General features: G+C 38.0%; 24 protein-coding genes. 15 read left to right on the forward strand and 9 right to left on the reverse strand.

What is annotated here, in order from left to right; all coding sequences use genetic code 11:
* Positions 1–342: 342 nt before the first annotated feature.
* On the forward strand, positions 343–936 hold the full coding sequence (locus DRF57_RS08320) for a Crp/Fnr family transcriptional regulator (protein ID WP_115917899.1): 594 nt from the start codon (positions 343–345) through the stop codon (positions 934–936).
* Positions 937–1,010: 74 nt separating this feature from the next.
* On the opposite strand, the gene DRF57_RS08325 is transcribed toward DRF57_RS08320, so the two are convergent.
* The gene (locus tag DRF57_RS08325) at positions 1,011–1,637 is read right to left on the reverse strand and encodes a CatA-like O-acetyltransferase (RefSeq protein ID WP_047492758.1); all 627 of its coding nucleotides are present in this window, start codon (positions 1,635–1,637) and stop codon (positions 1,011–1,013) included.
* A 133-nt stretch (positions 1,638–1,770) separates the two neighbouring features.
* Here DRF57_RS08325 and DRF57_RS08330 point away from each other — a divergent pair, with 133 nt between their 5' ends.
* From DRF57_RS08330 to DRF57_RS08340, 3 genes are all read left to right on the forward strand, one after another.
* Positions 1,771–2,226: a PPC domain-containing DNA-binding protein gene (locus DRF57_RS08330; RefSeq protein WP_115917901.1), complete on the forward strand. Its 456-nt coding sequence runs from the start codon at positions 1,771–1,773 to the stop codon at positions 2,224–2,226.
* The gene (locus DRF57_RS08335) at positions 2,216–2,860 is read left to right on the forward strand and encodes a Crp/Fnr family transcriptional regulator (protein ID WP_228450233.1); all 645 of its coding nucleotides are present in this window, start codon (positions 2,216–2,218) and stop codon (positions 2,858–2,860) included. Before DRF57_RS08330 ends, DRF57_RS08335 begins: the two co-directional genes overlap by 11 nt.
* A gap of 85 nt (positions 2,861–2,945) precedes the next feature.
* The gene (locus DRF57_RS08340; RefSeq protein WP_228450235.1) at positions 2,946–4,022 is read left to right on the forward strand and encodes an SDR family oxidoreductase; all 1,077 of its coding nucleotides are present in this window, start codon (positions 2,946–2,948) and stop codon (positions 4,020–4,022) included.
* 84 nt (positions 4,023–4,106) lie between these two features.
* Here DRF57_RS08340 and DRF57_RS08345 read toward each other — a convergent pair whose 3' ends face one another.
* From DRF57_RS08345 to DRF57_RS08355, 3 genes are read right to left on the reverse strand one after another with little or no spacing between them, the layout of a single operon-like run.
* A complete protein-coding gene (locus tag DRF57_RS08345) occupies positions 4,107–4,910 on the reverse strand; it encodes a helix-turn-helix domain-containing protein (RefSeq protein ID WP_047492751.1) in 804 nt (267 codons plus the stop codon).
* 18 nt (positions 4,911–4,928) lie between these two features.
* On the reverse strand, positions 4,929–5,330 hold the full coding sequence (locus tag DRF57_RS08350; RefSeq protein WP_047492749.1) for a GlcG/HbpS family heme-binding protein: 402 nt from the start codon (positions 5,328–5,330) through the stop codon (positions 4,929–4,931).
* 4 nt (positions 5,331–5,334) lie between these two features.
* Positions 5,335–6,126, reverse strand: coding sequence for an SDR family oxidoreductase (locus DRF57_RS08355; RefSeq protein WP_047492747.1), 792 nt, complete (start codon positions 6,124–6,126; stop codon positions 5,335–5,337).
* 202 nt (positions 6,127–6,328) lie between these two features.
* On the opposite strand from DRF57_RS08355, the gene DRF57_RS08360 reads away from it, so the two are divergent.
* The 5 genes from DRF57_RS08360 (at position 6,329) to pdeM (ending at position 12,820) form a co-directional block, all read left to right on the forward strand.
* A complete protein-coding gene (locus tag DRF57_RS08360) occupies positions 6,329–7,351 on the forward strand; it encodes a ligase-associated DNA damage response exonuclease (protein WP_115917903.1) in 1,023 nt (340 codons plus the stop codon).
* The gene (locus DRF57_RS08365; RefSeq protein ID WP_115917905.1) at positions 7,348–8,928 is read left to right on the forward strand and encodes an ATP-dependent DNA ligase; all 1,581 of its coding nucleotides are present in this window, start codon (positions 7,348–7,350) and stop codon (positions 8,926–8,928) included. The genes DRF57_RS08360 and DRF57_RS08365 overlap by 4 nt, the downstream gene beginning before the upstream one ends.
* Position 8,929: 1 nt before the next feature.
* A complete protein-coding gene (locus tag DRF57_RS08370; RefSeq protein ID WP_115917907.1) occupies positions 8,930–11,362 on the forward strand; it encodes a ligase-associated DNA damage response DEXH box helicase in 2,433 nt (810 codons plus the stop codon).
* Between the two features lie 146 nt (positions 11,363–11,508).
* Positions 11,509–12,111 (forward strand): 2,3-bisphosphoglycerate-dependent phosphoglycerate mutase, encoded by a 603-nt coding sequence (locus DRF57_RS08375; RefSeq protein WP_047492737.1) that lies wholly within the window; start codon positions 11,509–11,511, stop codon positions 12,109–12,111.
* Between the two features lie 64 nt (positions 12,112–12,175).
* Positions 12,176–12,820, forward strand: coding sequence for a ligase-associated DNA damage response endonuclease PdeM (gene pdeM / locus DRF57_RS08380; RefSeq protein WP_047492734.1), 645 nt, complete (start codon positions 12,176–12,178; stop codon positions 12,818–12,820).
* 123 nt (positions 12,821–12,943) lie between these two features.
* Here the strand turns inward: pdeM and DRF57_RS08385 are convergent, their stop codons facing one another.
* Positions 12,944–14,164, reverse strand: coding sequence for an MFS transporter (locus DRF57_RS08385; protein ID WP_115917909.1), 1,221 nt, complete (start codon positions 14,162–14,164; stop codon positions 12,944–12,946).
* A 151-nt stretch (positions 14,165–14,315) separates the two neighbouring features.
* Here DRF57_RS08385 and DRF57_RS08390 point away from each other — a divergent pair, with 151 nt between their 5' ends.
* From DRF57_RS08390 to DRF57_RS08405, 4 genes are all read left to right on the forward strand, one after another.
* Positions 14,316–14,906 (forward strand): TetR/AcrR family transcriptional regulator, encoded by a 591-nt coding sequence (locus DRF57_RS08390; protein ID WP_047492731.1) that lies wholly within the window; start codon positions 14,316–14,318, stop codon positions 14,904–14,906.
* A gap of 71 nt (positions 14,907–14,977) precedes the next feature.
* Positions 14,978–15,436, forward strand: a complete 459-nt coding sequence (locus DRF57_RS08395) for a hypothetical protein (RefSeq protein ID WP_047492728.1) — start codon at positions 14,978–14,980, stop codon at positions 15,434–15,436.
* Positions 15,437–15,438: 2 nt separating this feature from the next.
* Positions 15,439–15,741: a DUF3817 domain-containing protein gene (locus DRF57_RS08400; RefSeq protein ID WP_115917911.1), complete on the forward strand. Its 303-nt coding sequence runs from the start codon at positions 15,439–15,441 to the stop codon at positions 15,739–15,741.
* Entirely contained in the window at positions 15,738–16,124 is a 387-nt protein-coding gene (locus tag DRF57_RS08405; RefSeq protein ID WP_115917913.1) for a rhodanese-like domain-containing protein, read from the forward strand. Before DRF57_RS08400 ends, DRF57_RS08405 begins: the two co-directional genes overlap by 4 nt.
* Before the next feature lie 20 nt (positions 16,125–16,144).
* On the opposite strand, the gene DRF57_RS08410 is transcribed toward DRF57_RS08405, so the two are convergent.
* Both DRF57_RS08410 and DRF57_RS08415 read right to left on the reverse strand, forming a co-directional pair.
* Positions 16,145–17,098, reverse strand: coding sequence for a nitrilase family protein (locus DRF57_RS08410; protein ID WP_047492720.1), 954 nt, complete (start codon positions 17,096–17,098; stop codon positions 16,145–16,147).
* Between the two features lie 66 nt (positions 17,099–17,164).
* Positions 17,165–17,962: an AraC family transcriptional regulator gene (locus DRF57_RS08415; protein ID WP_115917915.1), complete on the reverse strand. Its 798-nt coding sequence runs from the start codon at positions 17,960–17,962 to the stop codon at positions 17,165–17,167.
* Positions 17,963–18,219: 257 nt separating this feature from the next.
* Between DRF57_RS08415 and DRF57_RS08420 the strand changes: the two genes are divergently transcribed.
* A complete protein-coding gene (locus DRF57_RS08420) occupies positions 18,220–18,726 on the forward strand; it encodes a pyridoxamine 5'-phosphate oxidase family protein (protein WP_047492714.1) in 507 nt (168 codons plus the stop codon).
* Positions 18,727–18,884: 158 nt separating this feature from the next.
* On the opposite strand, the gene DRF57_RS08425 is transcribed toward DRF57_RS08420, so the two are convergent.
* Both DRF57_RS08425 and DRF57_RS08430 read right to left on the reverse strand, forming a co-directional pair.
* A complete protein-coding gene (locus DRF57_RS08425) occupies positions 18,885–19,766 on the reverse strand; it encodes a dihydrodipicolinate synthase family protein (RefSeq protein ID WP_115917917.1) in 882 nt (293 codons plus the stop codon).
* 38 nt (positions 19,767–19,804) lie between these two features.
* On the reverse strand, positions 19,805–20,260 hold the full coding sequence (locus DRF57_RS08430; RefSeq protein ID WP_115917919.1) for a cupin domain-containing protein: 456 nt from the start codon (positions 20,258–20,260) through the stop codon (positions 19,805–19,807).
* A 101-nt stretch (positions 20,261–20,361) separates the two neighbouring features.
* Here DRF57_RS08430 and pdxR point away from each other — a divergent pair, with 101 nt between their 5' ends.
* The gene (pdxR, locus tag DRF57_RS08435) at positions 20,362–21,801 is read left to right on the forward strand and encodes a MocR-like pyridoxine biosynthesis transcription factor PdxR (RefSeq protein WP_115917921.1); all 1,440 of its coding nucleotides are present in this window, start codon (positions 20,362–20,364) and stop codon (positions 21,799–21,801) included.
* The last annotated feature ends 180 nt before the right edge of the window (positions 21,802–21,981 follow it).

A 21,981-nucleotide genomic window follows, 5' to 3' on the forward strand; every position in this document is an offset into this window, starting at 1 on the left:
GAAAGAAAAAATGATTAAAATTCTATTAAAACAGCGTACCACATACATACCACGTTATGTTTTTAAGTAAAATATCATAACAGCTTTGTTCAGGCTGTTTCCAATTATTTATCTCTCTTTATTTTAACACAAGGTAAATGTAGCAGATTCTTGTATTCACTTTTTATGATCCTGATCAATACTCTTCAATTATATTAAGAAAAAATGAAGTTTCGTGGTAGCGGTATGGTACCACATTGTGAGATAATCAAATAAAATAGGTGTTCCTTTATTTTTTAATGCCGGATTCCGGTAACCTGTAAAAAAGGTGTTTACGTTTTAATCAAGTATAAATCACAACATATGATCACTGAAGATTTATTAATTTCTTTTGGAGCTGAAACCATAAATTATAATGCGGGAGATCTTATTTTCCGTGAAGAGGAATATCCGATATACTATTATCAGATTGAAAAAGGAAAAATCAAGCTTAATAATTATACTGAAGATGGCAAAGAGTTTATCCAGAATATATTTTCTGACGGTCACAGCTTTGGTGAGTCACTTTTATTTGTTGACCGCCCTTATCCCATGAACGCTCTAGCCATGGAAAACTCCTTTATCTTCAGGATATCAAGAGAAAGTTTTTTAAATCTCATAAAAAGCAATCCTGAAATTTCACTGAATGTCTATCAATGTCTTGCTGAAAGAATGTATTATAAATATATTATGCTGTATAATCTTTCCTTTCAAAACCCTGTTTCAAAATTAAAATTACTGCTGGATTATCTGAAAAGCTATCATGATGATAAGGCTGCCTATTCATTTCAGATACCGCTTACCCGCCAGCAGCTTGCTTCCCTTACCGGATTATGCGTAGAAACCGTTATACGTACCATAAAGCAAATGGAAAAAGATAATATTCTAAAGATTGAACAACGGAAAATCTATTATTAGAAAGCAAAATACCAGCAGGAAACCTCTCCTGTCCTTTAAATCACCAGCCTAATCGGACTCTAAAAAAATTTTTGTTACAGATCAAGCTGTCTCTGAAATTCCTCTACATATTTCGCAAGGTGAATTCCATCAGCCAATCCATGATGTGCCTCAATAGAAACCGGCATATATTTTTTCCCATCACGGATACTAAATCTTCCAAAAGCAATCTTTGGTACCGATTCTGTGGTGTTGAAATCTGTAGGATGCAGAATGGCACTGAAAGAGTTCCATGGAATAGTTGTATGTCTTATATGATCTTTTCCCAGTCTGTCGTTGCTTAACCGAAGTCCTGATGATTGATGTACTCCCTTTATTTCTTCCTGCAAAGCTGCATTGAATATTTCAAAATCTTCCGAGAAATGTGTAAATGAAAAACCAAAAGTTCCATCAGGCCTTCCAATAGTGCTTCCTGCATGAACGGTATCAAATTGAACGACATCCTCATCTACTATTCTAAGTTTTAATTCTTCAACGGTATTGACAGCAACCATAGACTTATGGTAATAATATGCAAAGAAAGAGTATCCTTTTTCTTTAGCCGTTTCATAAGCTTTGGTACAATCCACTTCCGTTGTAAAACCAAGGTAAGGACTTGCCATCCCTGAAAAAAATTCAAAATGCTCCTTTCTGTTCCAACTTTCAATATCTACAATCTTCATTGATTTTTTATTTGCTGCAAATTTCAGAAAGTTTCTCCGGTTTTAAAAATTTCTCACTCAAAATATAATAAAAACTTAATCGATAAAGCGCCTGGTTGGTAGATTTTTTGCTTCAAAATAAGAAAACAAGGTTATGAGTAGACATAGCTTCAAAGGAACCCATTGGTCAGCCATAAAAGTTGATCGTATTTATATTGTCAGCCTTACAAACCGGTCGAATATCGTTGAAGCATTAACGGATTTTATTCGGAATCAGAATATTCAGGCAGGGGAAGTTACCGGAATAGGAGCCGTAAGTGAGGCTACCCTTCGTTTCTTTAATCCTTCAACAAAAAACTATGTGGATAAAACGTTTAAAGAACAAATGGAAGTGACCCATATTTCCGGAAATGTAGCTGAAATAGAAGAAAAGATAAGCCTTCATCTCCATATTACCCTGGGAAGAGAAGATTACACTGCCCTGGCTGGCCATCTTTTGGAGGCCACCATTCAGGGAGCTGCAGAATTTATTTTTTATCCTTTACATACCAGAGTGGTAAAAGTTAAAAATCAGGAAATAGGGATTAACCTCTATGATTTTGAAAAATAGAACTTATCTTGCTTCGGAAAGCATTATTTTTGATGAAAATATTTATTTGATGTTTGAGGTCCTGCTTTCCCATATCGAAAATAAGGTTGATATCACAGAAGATCAGAAAAACCAGGTTCAGTCTTTCTTTACCGTAAAAAAACTCCGTAAAAAACAGTATCTGCTTCAGGAAGGAAATATCTGTAAATGTTTGTCTTTTGTGAGTAAAGGGCTGTTGAAATCTTATTTTCTGGATGAAAAAGGAAATGAGCACATCAATATGTTTGCTTTTGAAGGCTGGTGGATCTCCGATTTCAATAGTTTTGTTCATCAGGAAAAGGCAGTATTAAATATCGACGCCATCGAAGAAACCGAAGTCCTGATGATTACCCTGGAAAACTATGAAAAGATGATGGTGGAGGTTCCTGTCATGGATCGCTATTTCAGAATTTTATACCAAAACAGCCTGGTAACCAAAGATCAAAGACTTATTGTTTCCAATAGCTATACTGCAGAAGAAAAATACCTGCAGCTGGCCCAGAAAAATCCCGAAATGATTAAAAGAGTCCCTCACAACCTTATTGCGTCCTATCTTGGGCTGGCACCTGAAACGATAAGCAGGATCCGTAAAAAGATTTCTTTGAATAAAAATTGATCCAGATCAATTCAAACGCATGATCCAGGTCAAGCTTGCAGGTCTGTAGGCGCCGTAATTTTGTAAAATAATTTTTATAAATATTATGGAAAATATAGGAAATATCGCATTGGTAGTAGGTGCTACCGGGATTACGGGAAGTAATCTTGCTGAAGAACTGATTGCGCAGGGCTGGATCACTTATGGATTATCCAGAAATATAGACAATGCTATTCCGGGACTTCGCCCTGTTAAGGCGAACCTTCTGGACGAAGAAAACCTCACTGAAGCACTGGCAGGGATCTCTCCTACCCACGTTTATTTTACTACCTGGATGCGTAACGATACCGAAGAAGAAAATATCCGTGTAAACAGCGCATTGGTAAGGAATCTGTTACATGTTTTATCTCCTAAAAAATCTGTTCAGCATGTTGCTTTGGTTACAGGGCTGAAGCATTATCTCGGACCTTTTGAAGCCTATGCAAAAGATGGAATACTGCCGGAAACACCAGTTCGGGAAGAACACCCCAGACTTTCGCTTCCCAATTTTTATTATGCTCAGGAAGATGAAGTATACCAGGCTTCTGAGAGAGAAGGTTTCACCTGGAGTGTTCACAGACCTCATACTGTCGTAGGCTATGCCGTTGGAAATCTTATGAATATAGGGACTACCTTAGCCGTCTATGCCAGTATTTGTAAAGAAACCGGCAGGAAATTTATCTGGCCTGGGTCTGAAGCCCAATGGAATGGCGTATCAGATGTAACCGATGCTAAAGTATTGGCCAAACAGTTAATTTGGGCCTCCACCACCGAAACCGCAAAAAATCAGGCTTTTAATATTACCAATGGAGATATATTCCGATGGAAATGGCTTTGGAAAAGATTGGCGGACCGGTTTGGGATTGAAGCAGAAGGATTTAATGGTTCGGTAAGACCTCTTGAAAAAGAACTGCAAAATGATCATCCTTTATGGAAAGCAATAGCAGAAAAATATGATTTGAAAGAAAATCATTTAAACAAATTATCTTCAGCATGGCATACCGACCTGGACCTTGGAAGACCTCTTGAGGTGATGTGTGATATGTCTAAAAGCAGAAAACTGGGCTTTACTGCCTTTAAAAGTACCGAAGATTCCTTCGCTGAAGTTTTTGAGAAATTAAAAGCAGAAAAAATGATCCCTTAAATAAAAAAGGAGCGATTATTTCGCTCCTTTTTTATATTGATGTGTTTTTTTAATCATGGAATTTTCACCATCATTTATTTCAAACTAAACTTCAGATGTTGTCATGCCGTATTTTCTTTTAAAGGAATAATAAAAGTGAGACAGATTTTCAAAACCAAGATCCAGATAAATATCTGAGGGCTTTTTTTGTTTATGCCTGATCAGATAATACGCTTCCTCTAGCCTTTTCTCCTTTAGCCACTGTTTGGGCGTCTTATTGAAAGTCTTATTAAAATCCCTTTTAAATCCCGAAAGGCTACGTCCTGTAAGTTTGGCAAAAGCCTCTACAGACACATTAAACATGAAATTTTTATTCATAAATTCTTTAAGGTCGATCTTATGAGGCTCTGAAAAATCAAACAGTAGATTTTTAAAATCCGGATTGCTCTGCAAGATAAGTTCTATGGCTTCCCTGATCTTCAAAATAGCCAGTCTCAGCGTTACTTCTTTTGTTTTATCAACATAAGGAATAAGAGACTGAAAATAACCTCTGAAAAAATCATCCGGTTCAAAGAATAGCTTTTGATTACCCGCAAACGGAGCATCCATCACAATTTTATTTTCTGTAGCATATTGCCGCAATGTTTCGATGTCAAGATTGATGGATATAAACTGATACTTTTCTTTTTCTGAAGGATACTTAATAGTCCGGATCAATTGATTTTTTCTGACCAGAACCACGGTATTTTCTTTAACAATGGTCTTTCCCTGATCATGAAAAGCATGAGTTTCTCCGGATATTTGAAATCCCAGAAAATGATCCGGTATAAACTCTTCATTTCCTCTGTAGGTTTCAAAAGCGCATGAGTAAACCAGTTTGTCAAATATAATTTCAGAAGTGTTCTCCATGATACAAATATCTGAAATTTAAGCAATACCGGAAGCTCCTGCACCTGCAATTTCTTTATCCTCTTCGGGACTTCCGCCTGAAGAACCAATTGCTCCTATGATTTCTCCCTGAGCATTTTTAATAACGACTCCTCCGGCAATGGTTAACAGCCCGTCATTAGAATTCAGCATTCCATAGCCATGCATCTCTGCTCCCGCAATAATACTGCCCATAATCTCACTGTCAACACCAAACATAACGGCTGTCTTTGCTTTTTTTACTGCAAAATCAATCACCCCATATACACTGTCTAACCGGGCAAAAGAGACCAGATGTCCCCCCGCATCCACCACGGCAATGCTGACAGGAATATTCAGGGCTTTTGCTTTCCCGACAGCGGCTTTTAAAGCCTTTTCTGCCAGATCATAACTGATTCCCATATGATTAACTTTTTGCTGTCCATGCTTCGGCCTGAAGCTGTTTTACAAAATCCTCCGTTTCTTTCGGGTGTACATTTCTGAAATTAGAATGATCATCCAAAGCAACATTCACGATACAGTCTGCCATAGATTGAGGATCTAACTGATGGGCCAATGATTCTGCTGTACCTTCAAAGACAGATGGAGGTGTGAAGTTGGTCTCAGGATTATACCAACGGAAAATAGAGTCTACCCCACGGTCATTAAAGCCTGTTCCAAATACTCCCGGATTGCACGTTGCAATTTTAATATCAAACTGGGCCAGTTCTGTTTTTAAGCCCTCTGCAATGGCTTCCATTGCATGTTTTGATGCACAATATGCAGCCACATACGGCACCGTCCATAATCCACCCATAGAAGTGGTAAATACGATTTTCCCCGGCTTCTTTTGTTCAATGAATTTCTTGACAAACCCCTGAGCCAGCTCCAGCCCACCAAAGACATTCACATCAAACATAGAACGGACTAATTCCAGTGGCTGTTCAGCAATAGGACCTCCTTCCATAATTCCGGCGTTGCTAATTAAAATATCAATATCGTATTTTTGATGGATATAAGCAATATCACGAGAGTTGGTGACATCCAGTTTATCAACCGTAAGATCAATCCCCTTTTCTTTAGCTTCTCTGATTAAATCACTCATCTGAGGATAAACCTGAGCTGTGGCAATTACTTTGTGTCCTTTCTTTGCCAAATCGAAAGCAGCAATCTTCCCAAATCCGCTTGCTGCACCTGTAATCAAAATTGTTTTACTCATTGTATTCTTTTTTTATGATACTACAAATTTCAATGATTTTCAGAAGGTTACTATTGTTGGAAAGTTCATTCTTTTATTGCTGAAAAGTTCATCTGATGTATTGGATAACGGTAAGATATTTTCATAGGACGGCATAAAAATAAACGGTTTATTGTAAATTGGTTAAGTTTTTGAAGCTTATTCTACAAAACCAATCACACCATTGAAATTAATCACATTTACTAAAAAAGGAATTTACTGTCCCCAGGGAAAATTTTATATAGATCCGTGGAGGCCTGTAGATATGGCAGTCATTACCCATGGACATGCTGACCATGCCCGCTGGGGAATGAAAAAATACCTTTGTCATCATTTTACAAAACCCATTCTGTATCAAAGAATAGGACCGGATATTGAATGTCAGGGTGTGGAATACGGAGAAAAAATTAATATGAATGGGGTACAGGTTTCGCTTCATCCTGCGGGGCATATTATTGGTTCTGCACAGATCAGGCTGGAATATAAAGGGTATGTAATGGTCATTTCAGGGGATTATAAGGTTCAGTATGATGGGCTGAGTACTCCTTTTGAACTCGTGAAATGCAATGAGTTTGTTACAGAAAGCACTTTTGGACTGCCTATTTACAATTGGTTAGAAGTTCAGGATTTAAATAAGAAGCTCCAAAATTGGGTGCTGAAGAATAAAGAAAATAATAAAACATCCGTGTTTATCGGATATTCTTTAGGAAAAGCGCAGCGGATTATGAAAGCCGTGGAAGGATTGGGAGAAATATATGTCCACTACTCCATTGGAAAATTGAACGAGGCTTTTGAAACCGTTGGAATCAAACTTCCCGATTATACCATAGCAGATTTTAAAGAACGTCCTAAAGAGATGGAACATGAAATTGTCATTGTTCCTCCAGCTTTACTGGACAGCAATATGATAAAAAAAATTCCTGATCCGGCAACCGCTATATGTTCCGGATGGATGCAGGTGCGTGGTGCCCGAAGATGGCGGAGTGCCGATGCGGGATTTGCCATGAGTGACCATGCAGACTGGAAGGGCCTTTTGCAAACCGTAAAAGCTACAGAAGCCGAAATTGTACATGTCACCCATGGGCAGACTGAAATATTCTCAAAATATCTGAATGAAATTGGTATTCATGCCGATGTAGTAGAAACTCTTTTTGGCGAAGATGATGAAGAAACAGAAAAGGTAAATCAAGAAAACCCGGAAGTATGAGACATTTTGCAGATCTGATCAATGCTTTGGAAACAACCAATAAAACCAATGCTAAGATTGAGGCTATCCTTGATTATCTGGAACGTTCTCCGGATGAAGATAAGCTATGGTTTATTGCTTTATTTACAGGCAAAAGGCCCAAAAGAAATATCAACACCAATTACATGAAAGAATGGGTATTGGAAATCACCGACCTTCCATTCTGGTTATTTCAGGAATCTTATTCTTCTGTAGGAGATCTTGGAGAAACAATTTCACTGATACTTCCTCCACCTCAGGAAAAAATTGACCGTACTTTATCACAATGGATGAACGAAATTGTTCATTTAAAAGATAAAACAGAAGCAGAAAAGAAAGAATTTGTTCTAAAATCATGGAATGGTCTGGACTATACGGAACGTTTGATCTTCAATAAACTCATTGGGGGCAGTTTCCGTATTGGTGTTTCAGATAAAACGTTAATCAATGCGCTGACGAGATTTTCCGGACAAGAATCCAGTGTACTTATGCACAGCCTTATGGGAAAATGGAAACCCGATGAGGTCTCTTTTAAAGAATTAATTTCTGCTGAAAATATCAACCCGGATAATTCAAAACCTTATCCGTTTTGCCTGGCCTATCCATTAGAAAAAGAACCTAATCAGCTAGGAGATCCTCATGAATGGCTGGTGGAATATAAATGGGATGGAATACGGGGACAGATCATCCGCAGGAATGATGAAGTCTTTATATGGTCCAGAGGAGAAGAGCTTGTCACGGAACAGTTTCCGGAAATTACCGACACTGTAAAGGCCATGAAAGGCAACTTTGTTTTAGATGGAGAAATACTTGCGGTAAAGGATGGTAAAGTTTTAAATTTTAACGAATTACAAAAGAGATTGAACAGGAAAACTTTAACTAAGAAAATGGTATCAGAAATTCCTATAGAAGTATTCGTATATGACCTCCTGGAGCTTGAAAATAATGACCTGCGGGAGAAACCTATCTCCTCAAGAAGGGCCATGCTGGAAGAATTATTACTCAATGAAAATCCCGGAAACATTAGTATTTCCAGAGCTATAGATTTTCAAAAATGGGAAGAATTAAACGCTATCCGGGAAAATTCAAGGGCTGTCAATAGTGAAGGATTGATGCTGAAACAAATGAACTCTCCCTATCACTCCGGACGAAAAAAAGGAGATTGGTGGAAATGGAAAATCAACCCATTTACCATTGATGCTGTTTTAATCTATGCCCAAAAAGGCAGCGGCAGAAGAAGTGCTTACTATACCGACTACAGTTTTGCCGTAAAAAACGGAGATACCCTGGTAACCATAGCAAAAGCCTATTCCGGGCTTACTGATAAAGAAATCATGGAAGTCAGCCGGTTTGTGAACAAAAATGCTATTGAAAAATTTGGTCCGGTGCGGACGGTAAAAGCGGAACTTGTTTTTGAAATCGCTTTTGAAGGGATAGGATTCAGTAACCGTCATAAAAGCGGTGTAGCCCTAAGGTTTCCAAGAATTGTAAGATGGAGGAAAGATAAAACGGTGGATGAAATTGATAATCTGGAAGAAATAAAAAAATTAATACAGTAATTTGGCAGCTTTTGAACATACCAGTGGATTTACCATCATTCAGCAATGGATGACAGGTAAGGATATATCACCTTTCAAATTCCAAACGGATACATGGCGGAAATTTGGAAGTGGATATAGTGGAATGGTAATAGCACCTACCGGCTTTGGAAAAACATTTTCTGTTTTTTTAGCATTGGTTTCTGATTTTCTGAATCATCCGGAAAATTATAAAAAAGGCTTGCAAATGATATGGATTACTCCTCTCCGATCCCTGTCTAAGGATATTGCTAAGGCTATGCAGGAAGCCATTGATGAAATCGGGCTGGATTGGGCTGTTGGAGTAAGAAACGGTGATACAGATCTAAAACTGAGACAGCAGCAGATAAAAAAAATGCCTGAAATTCTTGTGGTAACGCCGGAAAGCCTTCATCTTCTGCTGGCACAGAAAAATAACGAAAGTTTTTTCCGGGATTTGAAAAGCGTTGTTGTTGATGAATGGCATGAACTTCTGGGCTCGAAACGGGGTGTCATGGTAGAACTGGGGATTTCGCAGCTTAGAAAGTATGTTCCCAAAATTAAAATATGGGGAATTACCGCTACCATAGGAAACCTTGATGAAGCCATGGAAGTTCTTATTCCCTATGACATAAAAAAGGTGAAAATCACTGCCAAAGAACACAAAAAAATAGATATTATTCCTGTGTTCCCGAATGAAATAGAGATATTGCCGTGGGCCGGGCATCTGGGGAATAAATTGGCCGATAAAGTAGTCCCTATTATTCTGGATTCAAAATCAACCATTGTTTTTACCAATACCCGAAGCCAAAGCGAGATGTGGTACCAGTTGCTGCTGGACGCTTATCCTGACTTTGCCGGGCAAATTGCCATTCATCACAGTTCTATTGATGCCCATCTCAGAATCTGGATTGAAGAAAATTTAAGCTCAGGAAAATTAAAAGCTGTAGTCTCTACCTCATCTTTAGATTTGGGGATAGATTTTAAACCCGTTGACACCGTCATTCAGATCGGATCGGCAAAGGGTGTTGCAAGGTTTCTCCAACGGGCCGGACGAAGTGGACACTCCCCTTTTGAAACTTCTAAAATATATTGTGTACCTACCCATTCTTTAGAACTGATTGAAGTTTCAGCTTTAAAGGAGGCGGTAAAACAAAAGATTGTAGAACCCAGAGAGCCTCAGGTTTTATGTTTTGATGTTCTGGTTCAGTTTCTGATGACCCTGGCGGTAGGTGATGGTTTTTATCCTGATGAATTATATGAAAGGATTAAAAAAGTCTATGCTTTTCAGGAAATAACGGATGAAGAATGGAAAAGTATCCTTGAATTTCTGACTATCGGCGGCCACGTTTTAAAAAACTATGAAGAATTTCATAAAATCGTCATTATGGAAGACGGCTTATACAAAGTAATTTCACGGAAAATAGCCATGCTACACCGTATGAATATGGGGGTGATTGTAAGTGATGCTATGCTAAAAGTGAAATTTATTTCCGGTGGCTATGTAGGAATGATTGAGGAATATTTTATTTCAAAACTGAAAAAAGAAGAGAAATTTATTTTAGCAGGCCGTACGCTGGAAGTAGCCATGATAAAAGATATGACCGTATATGTAAGGTCAGCAAAAGGAAAAGCCCTGGTGCCAAGCTATCTGGGAGGAAGATTACCTCTCAGTTCCAATCTGGGACATTTTTTGAGAGAGAAACTTTCTCATGCTTTAAACCCTAAAGCTTCGGAAAAAGAACTGAAATTCCTGCATCCGCTGTTAGTGAACCAGGAAACCCACTCTCATATTCCCAAAGATGATGAGTTTTTGGTGGAGATGATCAGGAATCGTGAAGGCTATCATCTATTTATGTATCCGTTTGAAGGACGTTTGGTTCATGAAGTAATGGCTGCATTAATTGCCTACCGTATTTCCAAGCTGACCCCAATTTCCTTTTCAATGGCCATGAATGATTATGGATTTGAACTATTCAGCGATAAGGAAATTCCTTTGAATGATGAAAATCTTGCCTCCATCTTAACAAGAGATAATCTTATGAATGATGTGATTGCAAGTATTAATTCTGCAGAGATGGCAAGACGAAAATTCCGGGATATTGCAGTGATCTCTGGAATGGTTATCCAAAATTACGCAGGTAAACAGCAGTCCAACAAATCATTACAAAGTTCTGCCGGCCTTATTTTTAAAGTCCTGGAAGATTATGACCCCAATCATTTTCTGATCAAGCAGGCGTATACTGAGGTTTTTAATATGCAGCTTCAGGAACAGCGGCTTGTAGAAGCATTTAAAAGAATTGAAAAGTCTGAAATTATTTTAAAGCATTCCCGCTCATTCACCCCACTCAGCTTTCCTATAAAGGTAGACAGTCTGAGACAAACGCTTTCCAGTGAAGGATTGGACGCAAGAATCAGAAGAATGCTGAAATTATAAAAGAGAAATCTTTATCATCAACCTACCTTCAATTGAGCACAAAGCTTCTGAAATTGTTATGCTTTTTATAGTTAAAAATCTTTGATAATTTTAATAATCATCGTACCTTAGAATATCTTCTTTGAAGATTAAATAACGTATACATAATGGCAAAATTGTTCCTGGTCCGTCACGGACAGTCACTCTGGAATCTTGAAAACAGATTTACGGGCTGGCAAGATATAGATATTACTGATGCAGGTATTGAAGAGGCTAAAAGAGCAGCTGTTATCTTAAAAAAAGAAAAAATAGATATCGCTTTTACTTCTGCACTGATCAGAGCACAACATACCCTTACCATCATCCTCGATGAAATAGGAAAACCCAATATTCCGGTGATCATAGATAAAGCACTTAATGAACGTTCTTACGGAGAGCTTGAAGGGCTTAACAAAGCTGAAACGGCCCTAAAATACGGAGATGAACAGGTACACGCCTGGCGCAGATCCTATGATGTGGTTCCCCCGGGGGGAGAAAGCCTTAAAGACACCTACAACCGGGTGATTCCTTATTTTGAAGCTACCATTGCACCCTTGCTTAAAGAAGGGCAAAACGTATTGATTGTAGCTCATGGAAACAGTCTCCGCTCACTTATTATGTATCTGGAACATTTATCTCCGGAAGAAATTCTGGAGCGGGAAATTGCTACAGGAATTCCTGTCACTTATATTTTTGATGAACATTTTCATGTAAGCAGAAGAGACACCTGATATACTAACATTCCCTTTCTAAAAAAATAAGAGCATTATATTTTAAACTTTCAACTCATTACAAGTGTTTATAGCAACCAGAAATATTTTTATACAAAACCAGTCTTTCACCTTAACCAATCAACGGGCAGCATTTTGGGAAAAGGAAAAAGCCTTAATTCTTTCTGACCTTCATATTGGAAAGACCGCTCATTTCCGCAAAAACGGGATCGCCCTGGCCAATCATATCATGAAGAGTGATTTGGAAAGATTATCTGCCCTCATTGAATATTTCCAGCCTGAAAAGTTTATGGTAGTGGGTGATCTGCTTCATGCAGGCGATAATTCTGATGTAGATGAATTCTGTACATGGAGAAACCAGTATCCTGATATAGAGTTTTACCTTGTTGAAGGCAATCATGACCGTATTTCAAAATCTCTGGAAAAAAAACTTTGTCTCAATTTTAAAACCTCAATACTCCATATGGATGGAATTACCTTTGTTCATGATTTTGATACAGCGGTATCAGGATTTCAGATTACAGGACATATTCACCCGGGAATTATTTTAAATTCTGCAGTAAAGAGTATCAGACTCCCCTGTTTTGCCCTTAGCAATAACCAATTATTGTTACCTGCCTTTAGCGAATTTACAGGACTGGATACCAAAAATCTTCCTAAGAACAGTAAATTTTATGTTTTTACAGATGCTGAAATTTATGAAGTTTAAAAGATAGTTTTCAATAATCAGCTGGTATATAAAACTTTAATTACAACTTGATGATCAAAATAAACAAAGACAGAATAAATCTGCCTTTGTAAAATCTCATTCCTTTCAATAAATAGGTATGTTTTAATTCTTTTTACTTAAACGGATACTGTATAAAGTAATCAATACCGTGATCACCAGGAATAACGCTCCAATCCACGGAGTACTTTCCAATCCCAGCGAAGAAGTCACAATCATACCTCCGGCATAAGACCCGATAGCAATACCAATATTGAATGCCGCAATATTAATTCCTGACGCTACGTCTTCAGTTCCGGGAAGCTCCTTTTCCGCAATCTGCACCACTAAAAGCTGCAGTCCCGGAACACTCGCAAAAGAAAGGCCCCCAAGGAAGAATAAGGTTATAATACTTAAAACCGGACTTACCACTGTAAAATAAAATGTCAGTAAAACCAATCCCTGGGCTGCAAACATCCATAAAAGTGCCCGTAAAGGATTTTTATTGGCTATTTTTCCGCCTATAAGATTTCCTAAGGCGATGGCTATTCCATAAATCAACAGAATAAACGTTACTGTATACTCCTGAAATCCTGTTATTTTCTGTAAAATAGGTGACAGATAAGTAAACACTACAAATGTTCCTCCGTATCCCATCGCAGTCATGAGAAAAGCAAAAATCAGACGTTTATTACCTAATACTTTAAACTGACTTTTTAAAGAAGCTGTTTTTCCGTTTTTCAAATTCTTTGGTACCAATAATACACTGGCTACAAGGCCTATAATCCCAAGAATTGAAACCCCTATAAACGTGGCTCTCCATCCAAAATGCTGGCCGATAAAAGTTCCCAATGGCACGCCTGTTACGATCGCCAGGGTAAGCCCGGCAAACATAATAGAAATAGCGGTGGCTCTTTTTTCTTCTGGCACCAGTGAGGCAGCAATAGTAGAGCCAATGGAAAAGTAAACCCCATGGGCAAATCCTGTTAATATTCTTGCCAGAACCAATGTTATAAAACCTGGAGCAATAGAGGCCAATCCATTTCCGATGACGAATAACAGCATGATGGAAACCAAAAGCATTTTGCGGGGGATTTTCCCGGTTAATGCCGTTAATATTGGAGCACCAATAGCTACTCCTATCGCATAAAGGCTTACCAGTAAACCGGCAGAAGGAATCGTAATATCAAGATCTGAAGCTACTGTCGGAAGTAGTCCTACGATCACAAATTCAGTAGTTCCTATTCCAAATGCACTTATAGTCAGTGCCCATAATGCTGCAGGAAGGCCCTTTCTTTTTATAGTTTCTGATGCCGTATTGATCTGTATTTCTTTTTGATAATTCATTGCATTATAATTTTGTTGATGTTGACAATGCAAATTTCCGACGAATAAATGTATTATGAAAATTATTTAAATTCTATCAAAGTATCAGAATAATGATAGTTTTGTTTCTTAGTAAAAATTTGTTCCTTTGCAGTATACACTCAGTACTTGAATGAAAAAATCAGAAGCAACCCGCCTAAATATTCTTCAGAAAGCCTTTGAGCTTATCTATATAAAGGGATATCAGACCACCAGTATTGATGAGATTATTGCTACCACCCAGGTAACAAAAGGAGCATTCTATTATCACTTCAAAACGAAAGATGAAATGGGCGTCGCTATTATCAATGAACTTCTAAAGCCTACCTTTACAAAAACTTTTGTAGAGCCTCTTCTGCAAAGCCAGCATCCATTGGACAGTATTTATAAACTGATGCATGAAGTATTGATGGATAATGAATTTTTAAAAGTTGAATATGGCTGCCCTGCCTCAAACTTCACTCAGGAAATGGCCCCATGGAATATAACTTTCACCAAAGCCCTGAATGATTTGTCTGAACAGTGGGAAAATGCCATGATAGTAAGTATAAATAATGCCAAAGGAGCAGGTACCGTTAAACCAACGGTTAACGCAAAAGAAATTGCAATTTTTGTGATGTCGGGATACTGGGGAGTAAGAAACCTTGGAAAACTGGAAAATTCAAAATCAGTATATCTCATTTATTTAAAGGGCCTTAAAGCCTATTTTGATTCACTTCAATAATTTTTTTAAACAAAAACATACTAACTAGTATGTTTTTGTTATACCTTTGCTGTATTCAAAAATAACAAGGCATGTATCAGACCCTTACTTTCCTTCATTCAACCTTCCGATGGCTCGTCCTATTAAGTCTTATTTATTCAATATACCGTGCTTGTAAGGGATACTTTTCAGCAGGTAAGTTTACAAAGACGGATAATTCTGTAAGACACTGGACCGCTACCATAGCTCATATCCAATTGGCTCTTGGGATGATATTCTATATTAAAAGCCCCATTGTACAATACTTCTGGAAAAACCTTAATGAAGCCAAAGCATCATTTGATCTATTGTTCTTCGGACTTATCCATATCCTAATGATGATCACTGCTGTTATCTTAATTACTATCGGATCAGCTTTGGCTAAGAGAAAATCGGAAGATCGGGACAAGTTTAAAATAATGTTGATATGGTTTATAGCTGCATTCGTTATAATTTTCATTGCCATTCCCTGGCCCTTTTCTCCTTTTGTTAACAGACCTTATTTCAGATAATTATGACAGATTTATTCAAAACTAAAACAGGACGCCTGAGAATATTGGCCATCCTTGAAGGTATTTCTTTATTAAGCTTGGTTTTCATTGCAGTTCCTGTTAAATACGGATTGAACAACCCTTCTCTTGTGAGAATGCTGGGGCCGGTTCATGGTACTTTATTTCTGCTTTTTCTATTCAATACATTGAGTGTGGGTGTAGAACAGGGCTGGAAGTTTAAAGAGACGACATGGAAAGTGATCTTAGCCTGCTTTATCCCTTTTGGTACTTTTTATATTGACAGAAAAATTTTAAGTAAACTATGAGAAATTTACTGATAGTATGCGGAATAGTTCTTACAGCATACATAATCTATAGAGTTTACCAATACCAAACTTTGGACAAAGATCTTAATCAGCTGATCAAAAAAGATGCGGTGATCCTTGATGTCAGAACGGAGAAAGAATATGCCATGGGTCATATAGACGGTTCTGTCAATATCTCTTTGGGAACAATCAGGGAGCGCTATATTGAGCTTGATCCTGAAAAAACATATATTACAGTATGTTCTCATGGTCTCCGAAGTGTAAAAGTAGAAAGTATCTTAAAAGAAAAGGGGTTCAGACATGTTTACAATGGCGGTGCCTGGAGTGACCTCCAAAATAGGATACATCAAAAAAAGAATAATATCTCCCACAGAGCACATTGACTTGCGGGAGATATGAATATTTAATTATTCTTTTCTGTCAGCCAGACCACCTTCTGTTGAGATTCATGGTCCATTCCTATGATATCTTTGTACAGTTCAGGTCTGCGGGCATTAATGTATCTGAAACCTCCGGCCTGGGTAAGCTTTTCAGGAGTGATAACAGCAGATTCAAAACTATCTTCGAATGAACGGCATTCTGCAATGACATCTCCAAAAGGATCTATAATCATTGAACATCCGTTTTTCAACTGATCATCATCCATTCCAATAGGATTCGAAAAAACAATATAAGCGCCGTTATCATAGGCTCTTGCCGGAAGCCACTTCATCAGCCAGTCTCTGCCTTTCATTCCATTAAATTCTAATCGTAATGAAGTGGGATCATTTTCCCTGTTATACCAAAGTTCGGGATCTACAAAACCAGCACCCGGTCTTGTAGAAGGTGTACACATGGTAACATGAGGCATAAAAATAATATCGGCCCCCAGAAGTTTGGTTGCTCTTACATTCTCTATAATATTATTATCGTAGCAGATCAGAATACCACACTTCCATCCCAAAATATCAAATACACAGTATTCGCTGCCTGGTGTAAGGTAAGGATTGATAAAAGGATGCAGTTTTCTGTATTTGGCTTTTAGTCCCGTTTTATCAACACAGACATAAGCTTTAAAAAGGTTGTTATCTTCATCCTTTTCAAAAAGACCCGCCAGGATAGTGATATCATACTGACCTGCAATCTGCTGTAGTTTTTGAATACTTTCTCCATTGGGAATCAATTCAGCAATGTCAAGAAGCTGTTCCCGGGAAAGCTTTCGGGCAAAGGTATATCCGGTGACAGAACATTCATGGAAAACTATGACATGTGCTCCCTGAGCAGCTGCCTGACCGGCTAATTTTTCTATGATGGAAAGGTTGTACTCCTTATCTCCACTTTTATGTTCAAATTGTGCAGTAGAAATTTTGATATTCATTTTTCTTTTTTCAGCAAAACTAGAACATAGCATTACTGAAAAATTGTATAAAACCGACATTTTGATTTAAAGTTCAATAAAATTGACAGCCATTTTATTTTCTGTTTTTAAATACTCCTTGGGAGTGAGCCCTGTACTGGTCTTAAAGTCCCTGATCAGATGAGACTGATCTGCATATCCTGCATGATAAGAAAGGTCTGTCATATTTTCATCCCCAATTCCTTTATTGATAAGACTTAAGAAGTAATGAAGCCTGGTAATACCGCTGTACTTTTTAGGGGATAGCCCCATATAATTCTCAAATTTCCTTTCCAGATGGCGCTCAGAGTATCCTGTAAATTTTTCCAGCTCCCTGGATGATACAGAACCTTTATTCTGAAGAATATATTGCTGTACTCCTCTTATCAAATGATAATCAGACCCTATTTCAGCAGACAAAAATTCAGTAAAAAAAATATTAAGGCTGTTAATTACTGATAAAGGATCTGTCCTATTGAAAAGCTTTTCCTGAAATGGATGCAATTGATCGTGTAATACATCTTCTGCAGAAATAATCTGATTTCGAATCTCCTTAGCAGAAACCTTTAAAAGGATATTGAAAAAATAAGGCTGAAACACTACAGCCAATAAAGAAAACCGACCTTTGGAATAAAAATCCCTGTAACTATGTAAAGCTCCATAAAAAAATGAAAGAGGCATCCGATCAACCGAAATATGGGAATACAAATTCATATTTCCCGATAGGATAAGGCCTGTACTCCCATCAGTAAATAGCCTTACATTCTTAGACTCCTCTTCAGAATTCTCCAAGAAGATATAATGCCTGATGAAAGGGGCCAAATGTTTGGGAGGCGAAATCTGCATCCATCAAATGTACATAAAATCTTTTTCAACTGACCTATTGAGTCTTGTCAACAAAACACATCTGATAACAAAATATATAAGAATTCCTGAATAAAATGTAAACAGGTTCTTACCAAAAAAAATATTTTTTTAGGCTATGGTACCACATTTTATTTCGGTTTGGTCGGGTATTTGAATGTTTTAGTGCATATTATTCATGATCACTCTATAGAATAATTTTCTTTTTAATAATCAACCAATCACTAAAATATAATACAATGTCAACACAAAATCTCACCCATCTCGAAGCGATCAAAAAGATCAAGGAACTGTCGGAAAATGCAAAAATATGTATGTTCTGTACAGAACTGGAAACCGCTCCTGTCAATTCACGGCCAATGACTTTACAGGAAACAGATGACAGCGGTAATCTATGGTTTATAAGCAGTGGAACCAGCAATAAAAATTTTGAAATAAAAGAAGACCGCAGAGTACAGCTGTTTTTTATGAATAACAGTGATGCTCAGTATCTTTCTGTTTATGGACAGGCTTCTGTGTATAAAGACAAAGCCACCATAGAAGACAAATGGTCTCCTCTGGCAAAGGCATGGTTTGACGGAAAAGATGACCCAAAGGTCACCATCATTCGTGTAGAACCCAAGGAAACATATTATTGGGATACCAAAGCCGGCAAACTGGTCAGCCTGTTTAAGTTTGTAAGCTCAGCAATTACAGGGCATAAAACGGATAACTCTGATGGTGTAGAAGGAAATGCCATCATATAATGGTCTGTCAGTACCTGAAAATACACATCAGAAGCACCTGATATAAATTCCCACAGATCTCATGAATTTCACCGAGCAGAAAAAGCTGTGAAACCAATGGAATCTGTGGGAATTGGTGTATAAGTGATACAAATTATTTGAAACCGGTTTATCCGGTGCTATCTTAACCCGCTAAGAATCTTTTTCAGCTCTTCAGACTCACTTTCTATTAAAGGTTGTAAAGGGCTTCTCAGACTTCCACCGTCTTCTCCCAGAATACTGAGTCCGGCCTTAACCGCTCTGGGTAAGCCTTTACTGACAATAAATTTCAGAAGATCAAACTGCTGATAAAAAATATCTTTGGCTTTTCCCAGATTTCCTTCTTCAACAGCATTGTACAAACTGATATTCAATTCAGGAATAAGATTAGGAGCGGCAGTACACCAACCTCTGGCACCTGCAGAAAAAGCAGCCAATGCCAAAGGATTTGAACCATTGTAAAAAGCGACATCCTCTCCCAGCTCTCTTCTTAAATAATGCATTCTCTGAACATCCCCGGAACTTTCCTTGATCATAGTCACATTGGGAATTTCAAACAATCTTTTCAAAAGAGCCGGAGACATGTCTACTCCACTGGTTGCCGGATTATTATAAGCCATAATCGGAATGGAAATTTTACCGGCTACAGCATCATAATGGGCTACAATTTCATCATCGGTAAGTTTCCAGTAGCTCATGGGAATAATCATTACCGCATCTGCCCCGGCCTTCTCTGCAAACCGGGCGTGGTGAATGGTCTTTTCTGTAGTAAGATTGGATACTCCTACCAAGGTGGGAATTCTTCCTTTTACCTGTTCTATAGTAGCTTCTGTAACGGCTTCCTTTTCCTCATCAGATAAATAAGGCATTACTCCGGTACTTCCTAAAGGAGCAAGCCCATGGCTTCCGGATGTAATCAGTCTTTCCACCAAGTGTTTGAAAAGAGGAATATTCACCTTCTCATGGTCATCAAAAGGAGTAATCGGATAGGCAATTATCCCTTTAAACGGAACATTTTTCATACTTATTTTATTTAAAATTAGAAATGACGACGATCAAACTAAAGGTCTCTACCCTCTTCCTCTCTTAATGCAACCCCTAAATTCTGCAGTTGGGGTGCATTTTCACAGGCAATGTATTTAGCCGGTTCTGTATCGCTTAGATTCTGATGTTTATGCCATGCCCATGAAGGAATATAAACGGCATCTCCGGCTTCCCAATGTACTCTTTCATCTTCCACTTCTGTCCACCCTTTACCTTCAATGACATACAACACCGTTTCGTAGGTATGACGGTGCCTGTTGGTCTGTTGACCGGGTAATAAGCCTCCAATAGTCATACTTACATTCTTACTGGGAAGATCAACAAAAAAAACAGGATGTTTTCTTTCAGTTGAAAACTGATTGTGTTCGCCTGCATTTTCTACATTTTTATGGATTAAATGACTTGGCTTTGCATATTTTGGTCTTGCAAAGGTTTCGTGGAAATCTTTAGAACTGAATTCTTTTTTGTTCATGATTTTAAAATTATAATGGTTTCGTGCTTTATTGCATGACAAAATTATTCTATATTTGGACTGTTTAAATGATTCAGTTTTTACATAAATAGATAGTCCAGATGTTACGACCTTGGAAATTAGAATTTGAAATTAACAGAAAGCTTGATAAAGCAGTCTATCTGCAGATTGCAGATAGTATTATTACTGATATCCGTTCCGGGAGGCTAAAACCCGGAGATGCCCTTCCCGGCAGCCGGAATTTAGCAGCTTCACTACAGATTAACAGAAATACTGTGGTAGAAGCTTATCAGGTGCTGATCAATGAGGAATGGGTTATTTCTAAAGAAAGAAAAGGAATTTTCGTATCGGATCAGCTGCCTGCTTTACAGCATAAAAGGGCACATAAAAGTATCGGCAATCAGGATCAGCCTATGAAGTCAGGAGGAATACTGATTAATTTTGATGATGGTCATCCGGACAGTAAAATTGCCCCTGTAACGGAACTGGCCAGAGCATACAGACAGATATTCAGTATCAAGGCCAAATGGCAGATGATGGGTTATGGAGATGAACACGGAGATATAGAGTTCCGGAATATGATTGCCAAAATGCTGAACCATCAGCGTGGCATGCAGATCCATGATCATGAAATATCCATTACCAGAGGGAGTCAGATGGCCATGTTTTTAACTGCTCAGAGTCTTTTAACCTCAGGTGACCAGGTGATTGTAGAAGATCCCGGATATCAGCCGGCATGGCAGGCTTTTGAATATGCCGGAGCGACATTACTGCATGTTTCTGTAGATAAAGAAGGAATCAATATTGAAGCTATTGAAGAACTTTTAGCTCAGCACAACCGCATAAAAGCAATCTATATTACCCCTCACAGGCAGTATCCCACCACCGTTACCTTAAGTTTATCAAGAAGGTTAAGGTTAATAGAACTCTCTAATCAATATAATATTACGATCATTGAAGATGATTATGATAATGAATTTCATTTCGGATACCGCCCTATCCTTCCTATTTCAAGCTTTCCGGAGCTCCGGCATTATGTGTACATCGGAACACTGAGTAAGGTAGTAGCACCTGCATTAAGGATTGGCTATCTGGCAACCAAAAACCAGGAGTTATTAAAAAAAATTGGCAGCCTGAGAAAGATTATTGATGTTCACGGAGATGTTATCATGGAACAGGCGGTTCTTCAGCTGATCAAAGAAGGAGCTGTAAAAAAACACATTAAAAAAGCAACCGTTCATTATAAAAGTAAAAGAGATTTTACGTTTAGTATTTTGAAAAAGTACATGACGGATGTTGCCGACTTTACATTGCCTGAAGGCGGGCTGGCATTTTGGGTCGTTCCTAAAAAAAAGTTGAACTGGGATCTGGCAACCGCTGTATTGCTTGAAAGAAATATCAGAATCATTCATCCTAAACAATACAGTCAAAATGATGTCAATGGCTTTAGATTGAGCTATGGTGCACTTACAAAAGAACAGTTGGAGCAAAGCATACAGGTTATTTCTGAGGTCCTGACCTCGCTTTCTCAAAAAACATGATACGTAGAATGCTATCATACATCAGTCTATATGAATCTCAACATTGCAAATATTTAAAACACATGAGAACACTTTAGCAAGTTTAAAATAATATCGCATAAGTAAGTGCACTTAAGATGAAAATCAAAGATTTTTTAAAATTTCAGTGTACTTTATATGCGCAAAGCTGGAAACTTTTGT

Source organism: Chryseobacterium rhizosphaerae (assembly GCF_003385455.1).
GTDB classification, from domain to species: domain Bacteria; phylum Bacteroidota; class Bacteroidia; order Flavobacteriales; family Weeksellaceae; genus Chryseobacterium; species Chryseobacterium rhizosphaerae.

What these genes read in the sequence shown, in the direction of transcription:
- DRF57_RS08320 (WP_115917899.1), top strand. Translation starts at nt 343, where the DNA reads ATGATCACTGAAGATTTATTAATTTCTTTTGGAGCTGAAACCATAAAT.
- DRF57_RS08325 (WP_047492758.1), bottom strand. Translation starts at nt 1,637, where the DNA reads ATGAAGATTGTAGATATTGAAAGTTGGAACAGAAAGGAGCATTTTGAA.
- DRF57_RS08330 (WP_115917901.1), top strand. Translation starts at nt 1,771, where the DNA reads ATGAGTAGACATAGCTTCAAAGGAACCCATTGGTCAGCCATAAAAGTT.
- DRF57_RS08340 (WP_228450235.1), top strand. Translation starts at nt 2,946, where the DNA reads ATGGAAAATATAGGAAATATCGCATTGGTAGTAGGTGCTACCGGGATT.
- DRF57_RS08345 (WP_047492751.1), bottom strand. Translation starts at nt 4,910, where the DNA reads ATGGAGAACACTTCTGAAATTATATTTGACAAACTGGTTTACTCATGC.
- DRF57_RS08350 (WP_047492749.1), bottom strand. Translation starts at nt 5,330, where the DNA reads ATGGGAATCAGTTATGATCTGGCAGAAAAGGCTTTAAAAGCCGCTGTC.
- DRF57_RS08355 (WP_047492747.1), bottom strand. Translation starts at nt 6,126, where the DNA reads ATGAGTAAAACAATTTTGATTACAGGTGCAGCAAGCGGATTTGGGAAG.
- DRF57_RS08365 (WP_115917905.1), top strand. Translation starts at nt 7,348, where the DNA reads ATGAGACATTTTGCAGATCTGATCAATGCTTTGGAAACAACCAATAAA.
- DRF57_RS08375 (WP_047492737.1), top strand. Translation starts at nt 11,509, where the DNA reads ATGGCAAAATTGTTCCTGGTCCGTCACGGACAGTCACTCTGGAATCTT.
- DRF57_RS08385 (WP_115917909.1), bottom strand. Translation starts at nt 14,164, where the DNA reads ATGAATTATCAAAAAGAAATACAGATCAATACGGCATCAGAAACTATA.
- DRF57_RS08390 (WP_047492731.1), top strand. Translation starts at nt 14,316, where the DNA reads ATGAAAAAATCAGAAGCAACCCGCCTAAATATTCTTCAGAAAGCCTTT.
- DRF57_RS08395 (WP_047492728.1), top strand. Translation starts at nt 14,978, where the DNA reads ATGTATCAGACCCTTACTTTCCTTCATTCAACCTTCCGATGGCTCGTC.
- DRF57_RS08400 (WP_115917911.1), top strand. Translation starts at nt 15,439, where the DNA reads ATGACAGATTTATTCAAAACTAAAACAGGACGCCTGAGAATATTGGCC.
- DRF57_RS08405 (WP_115917913.1), top strand. Translation starts at nt 15,738, where the DNA reads ATGAGAAATTTACTGATAGTATGCGGAATAGTTCTTACAGCATACATA.
- DRF57_RS08410 (WP_047492720.1), bottom strand. Translation starts at nt 17,098, where the DNA reads ATGAATATCAAAATTTCTACTGCACAATTTGAACATAAAAGTGGAGAT.
- DRF57_RS08415 (WP_115917915.1), bottom strand. Translation starts at nt 17,962, where the DNA reads ATGCAGATTTCGCCTCCCAAACATTTGGCCCCTTTCATCAGGCATTAT.
- DRF57_RS08420 (WP_047492714.1), top strand. Translation starts at nt 18,220, where the DNA reads ATGTCAACACAAAATCTCACCCATCTCGAAGCGATCAAAAAGATCAAG.
- DRF57_RS08425 (WP_115917917.1), bottom strand. Translation starts at nt 19,766, where the DNA reads ATGAAAAATGTTCCGTTTAAAGGGATAATTGCCTATCCGATTACTCCT.
- DRF57_RS08430 (WP_115917919.1), bottom strand. Translation starts at nt 20,260, where the DNA reads ATGAACAAAAAAGAATTCAGTTCTAAAGATTTCCACGAAACCTTTGCA.
- pdxR (WP_115917921.1), top strand. Translation starts at nt 20,362, where the DNA reads ATGTTACGACCTTGGAAATTAGAATTTGAAATTAACAGAAAGCTTGAT.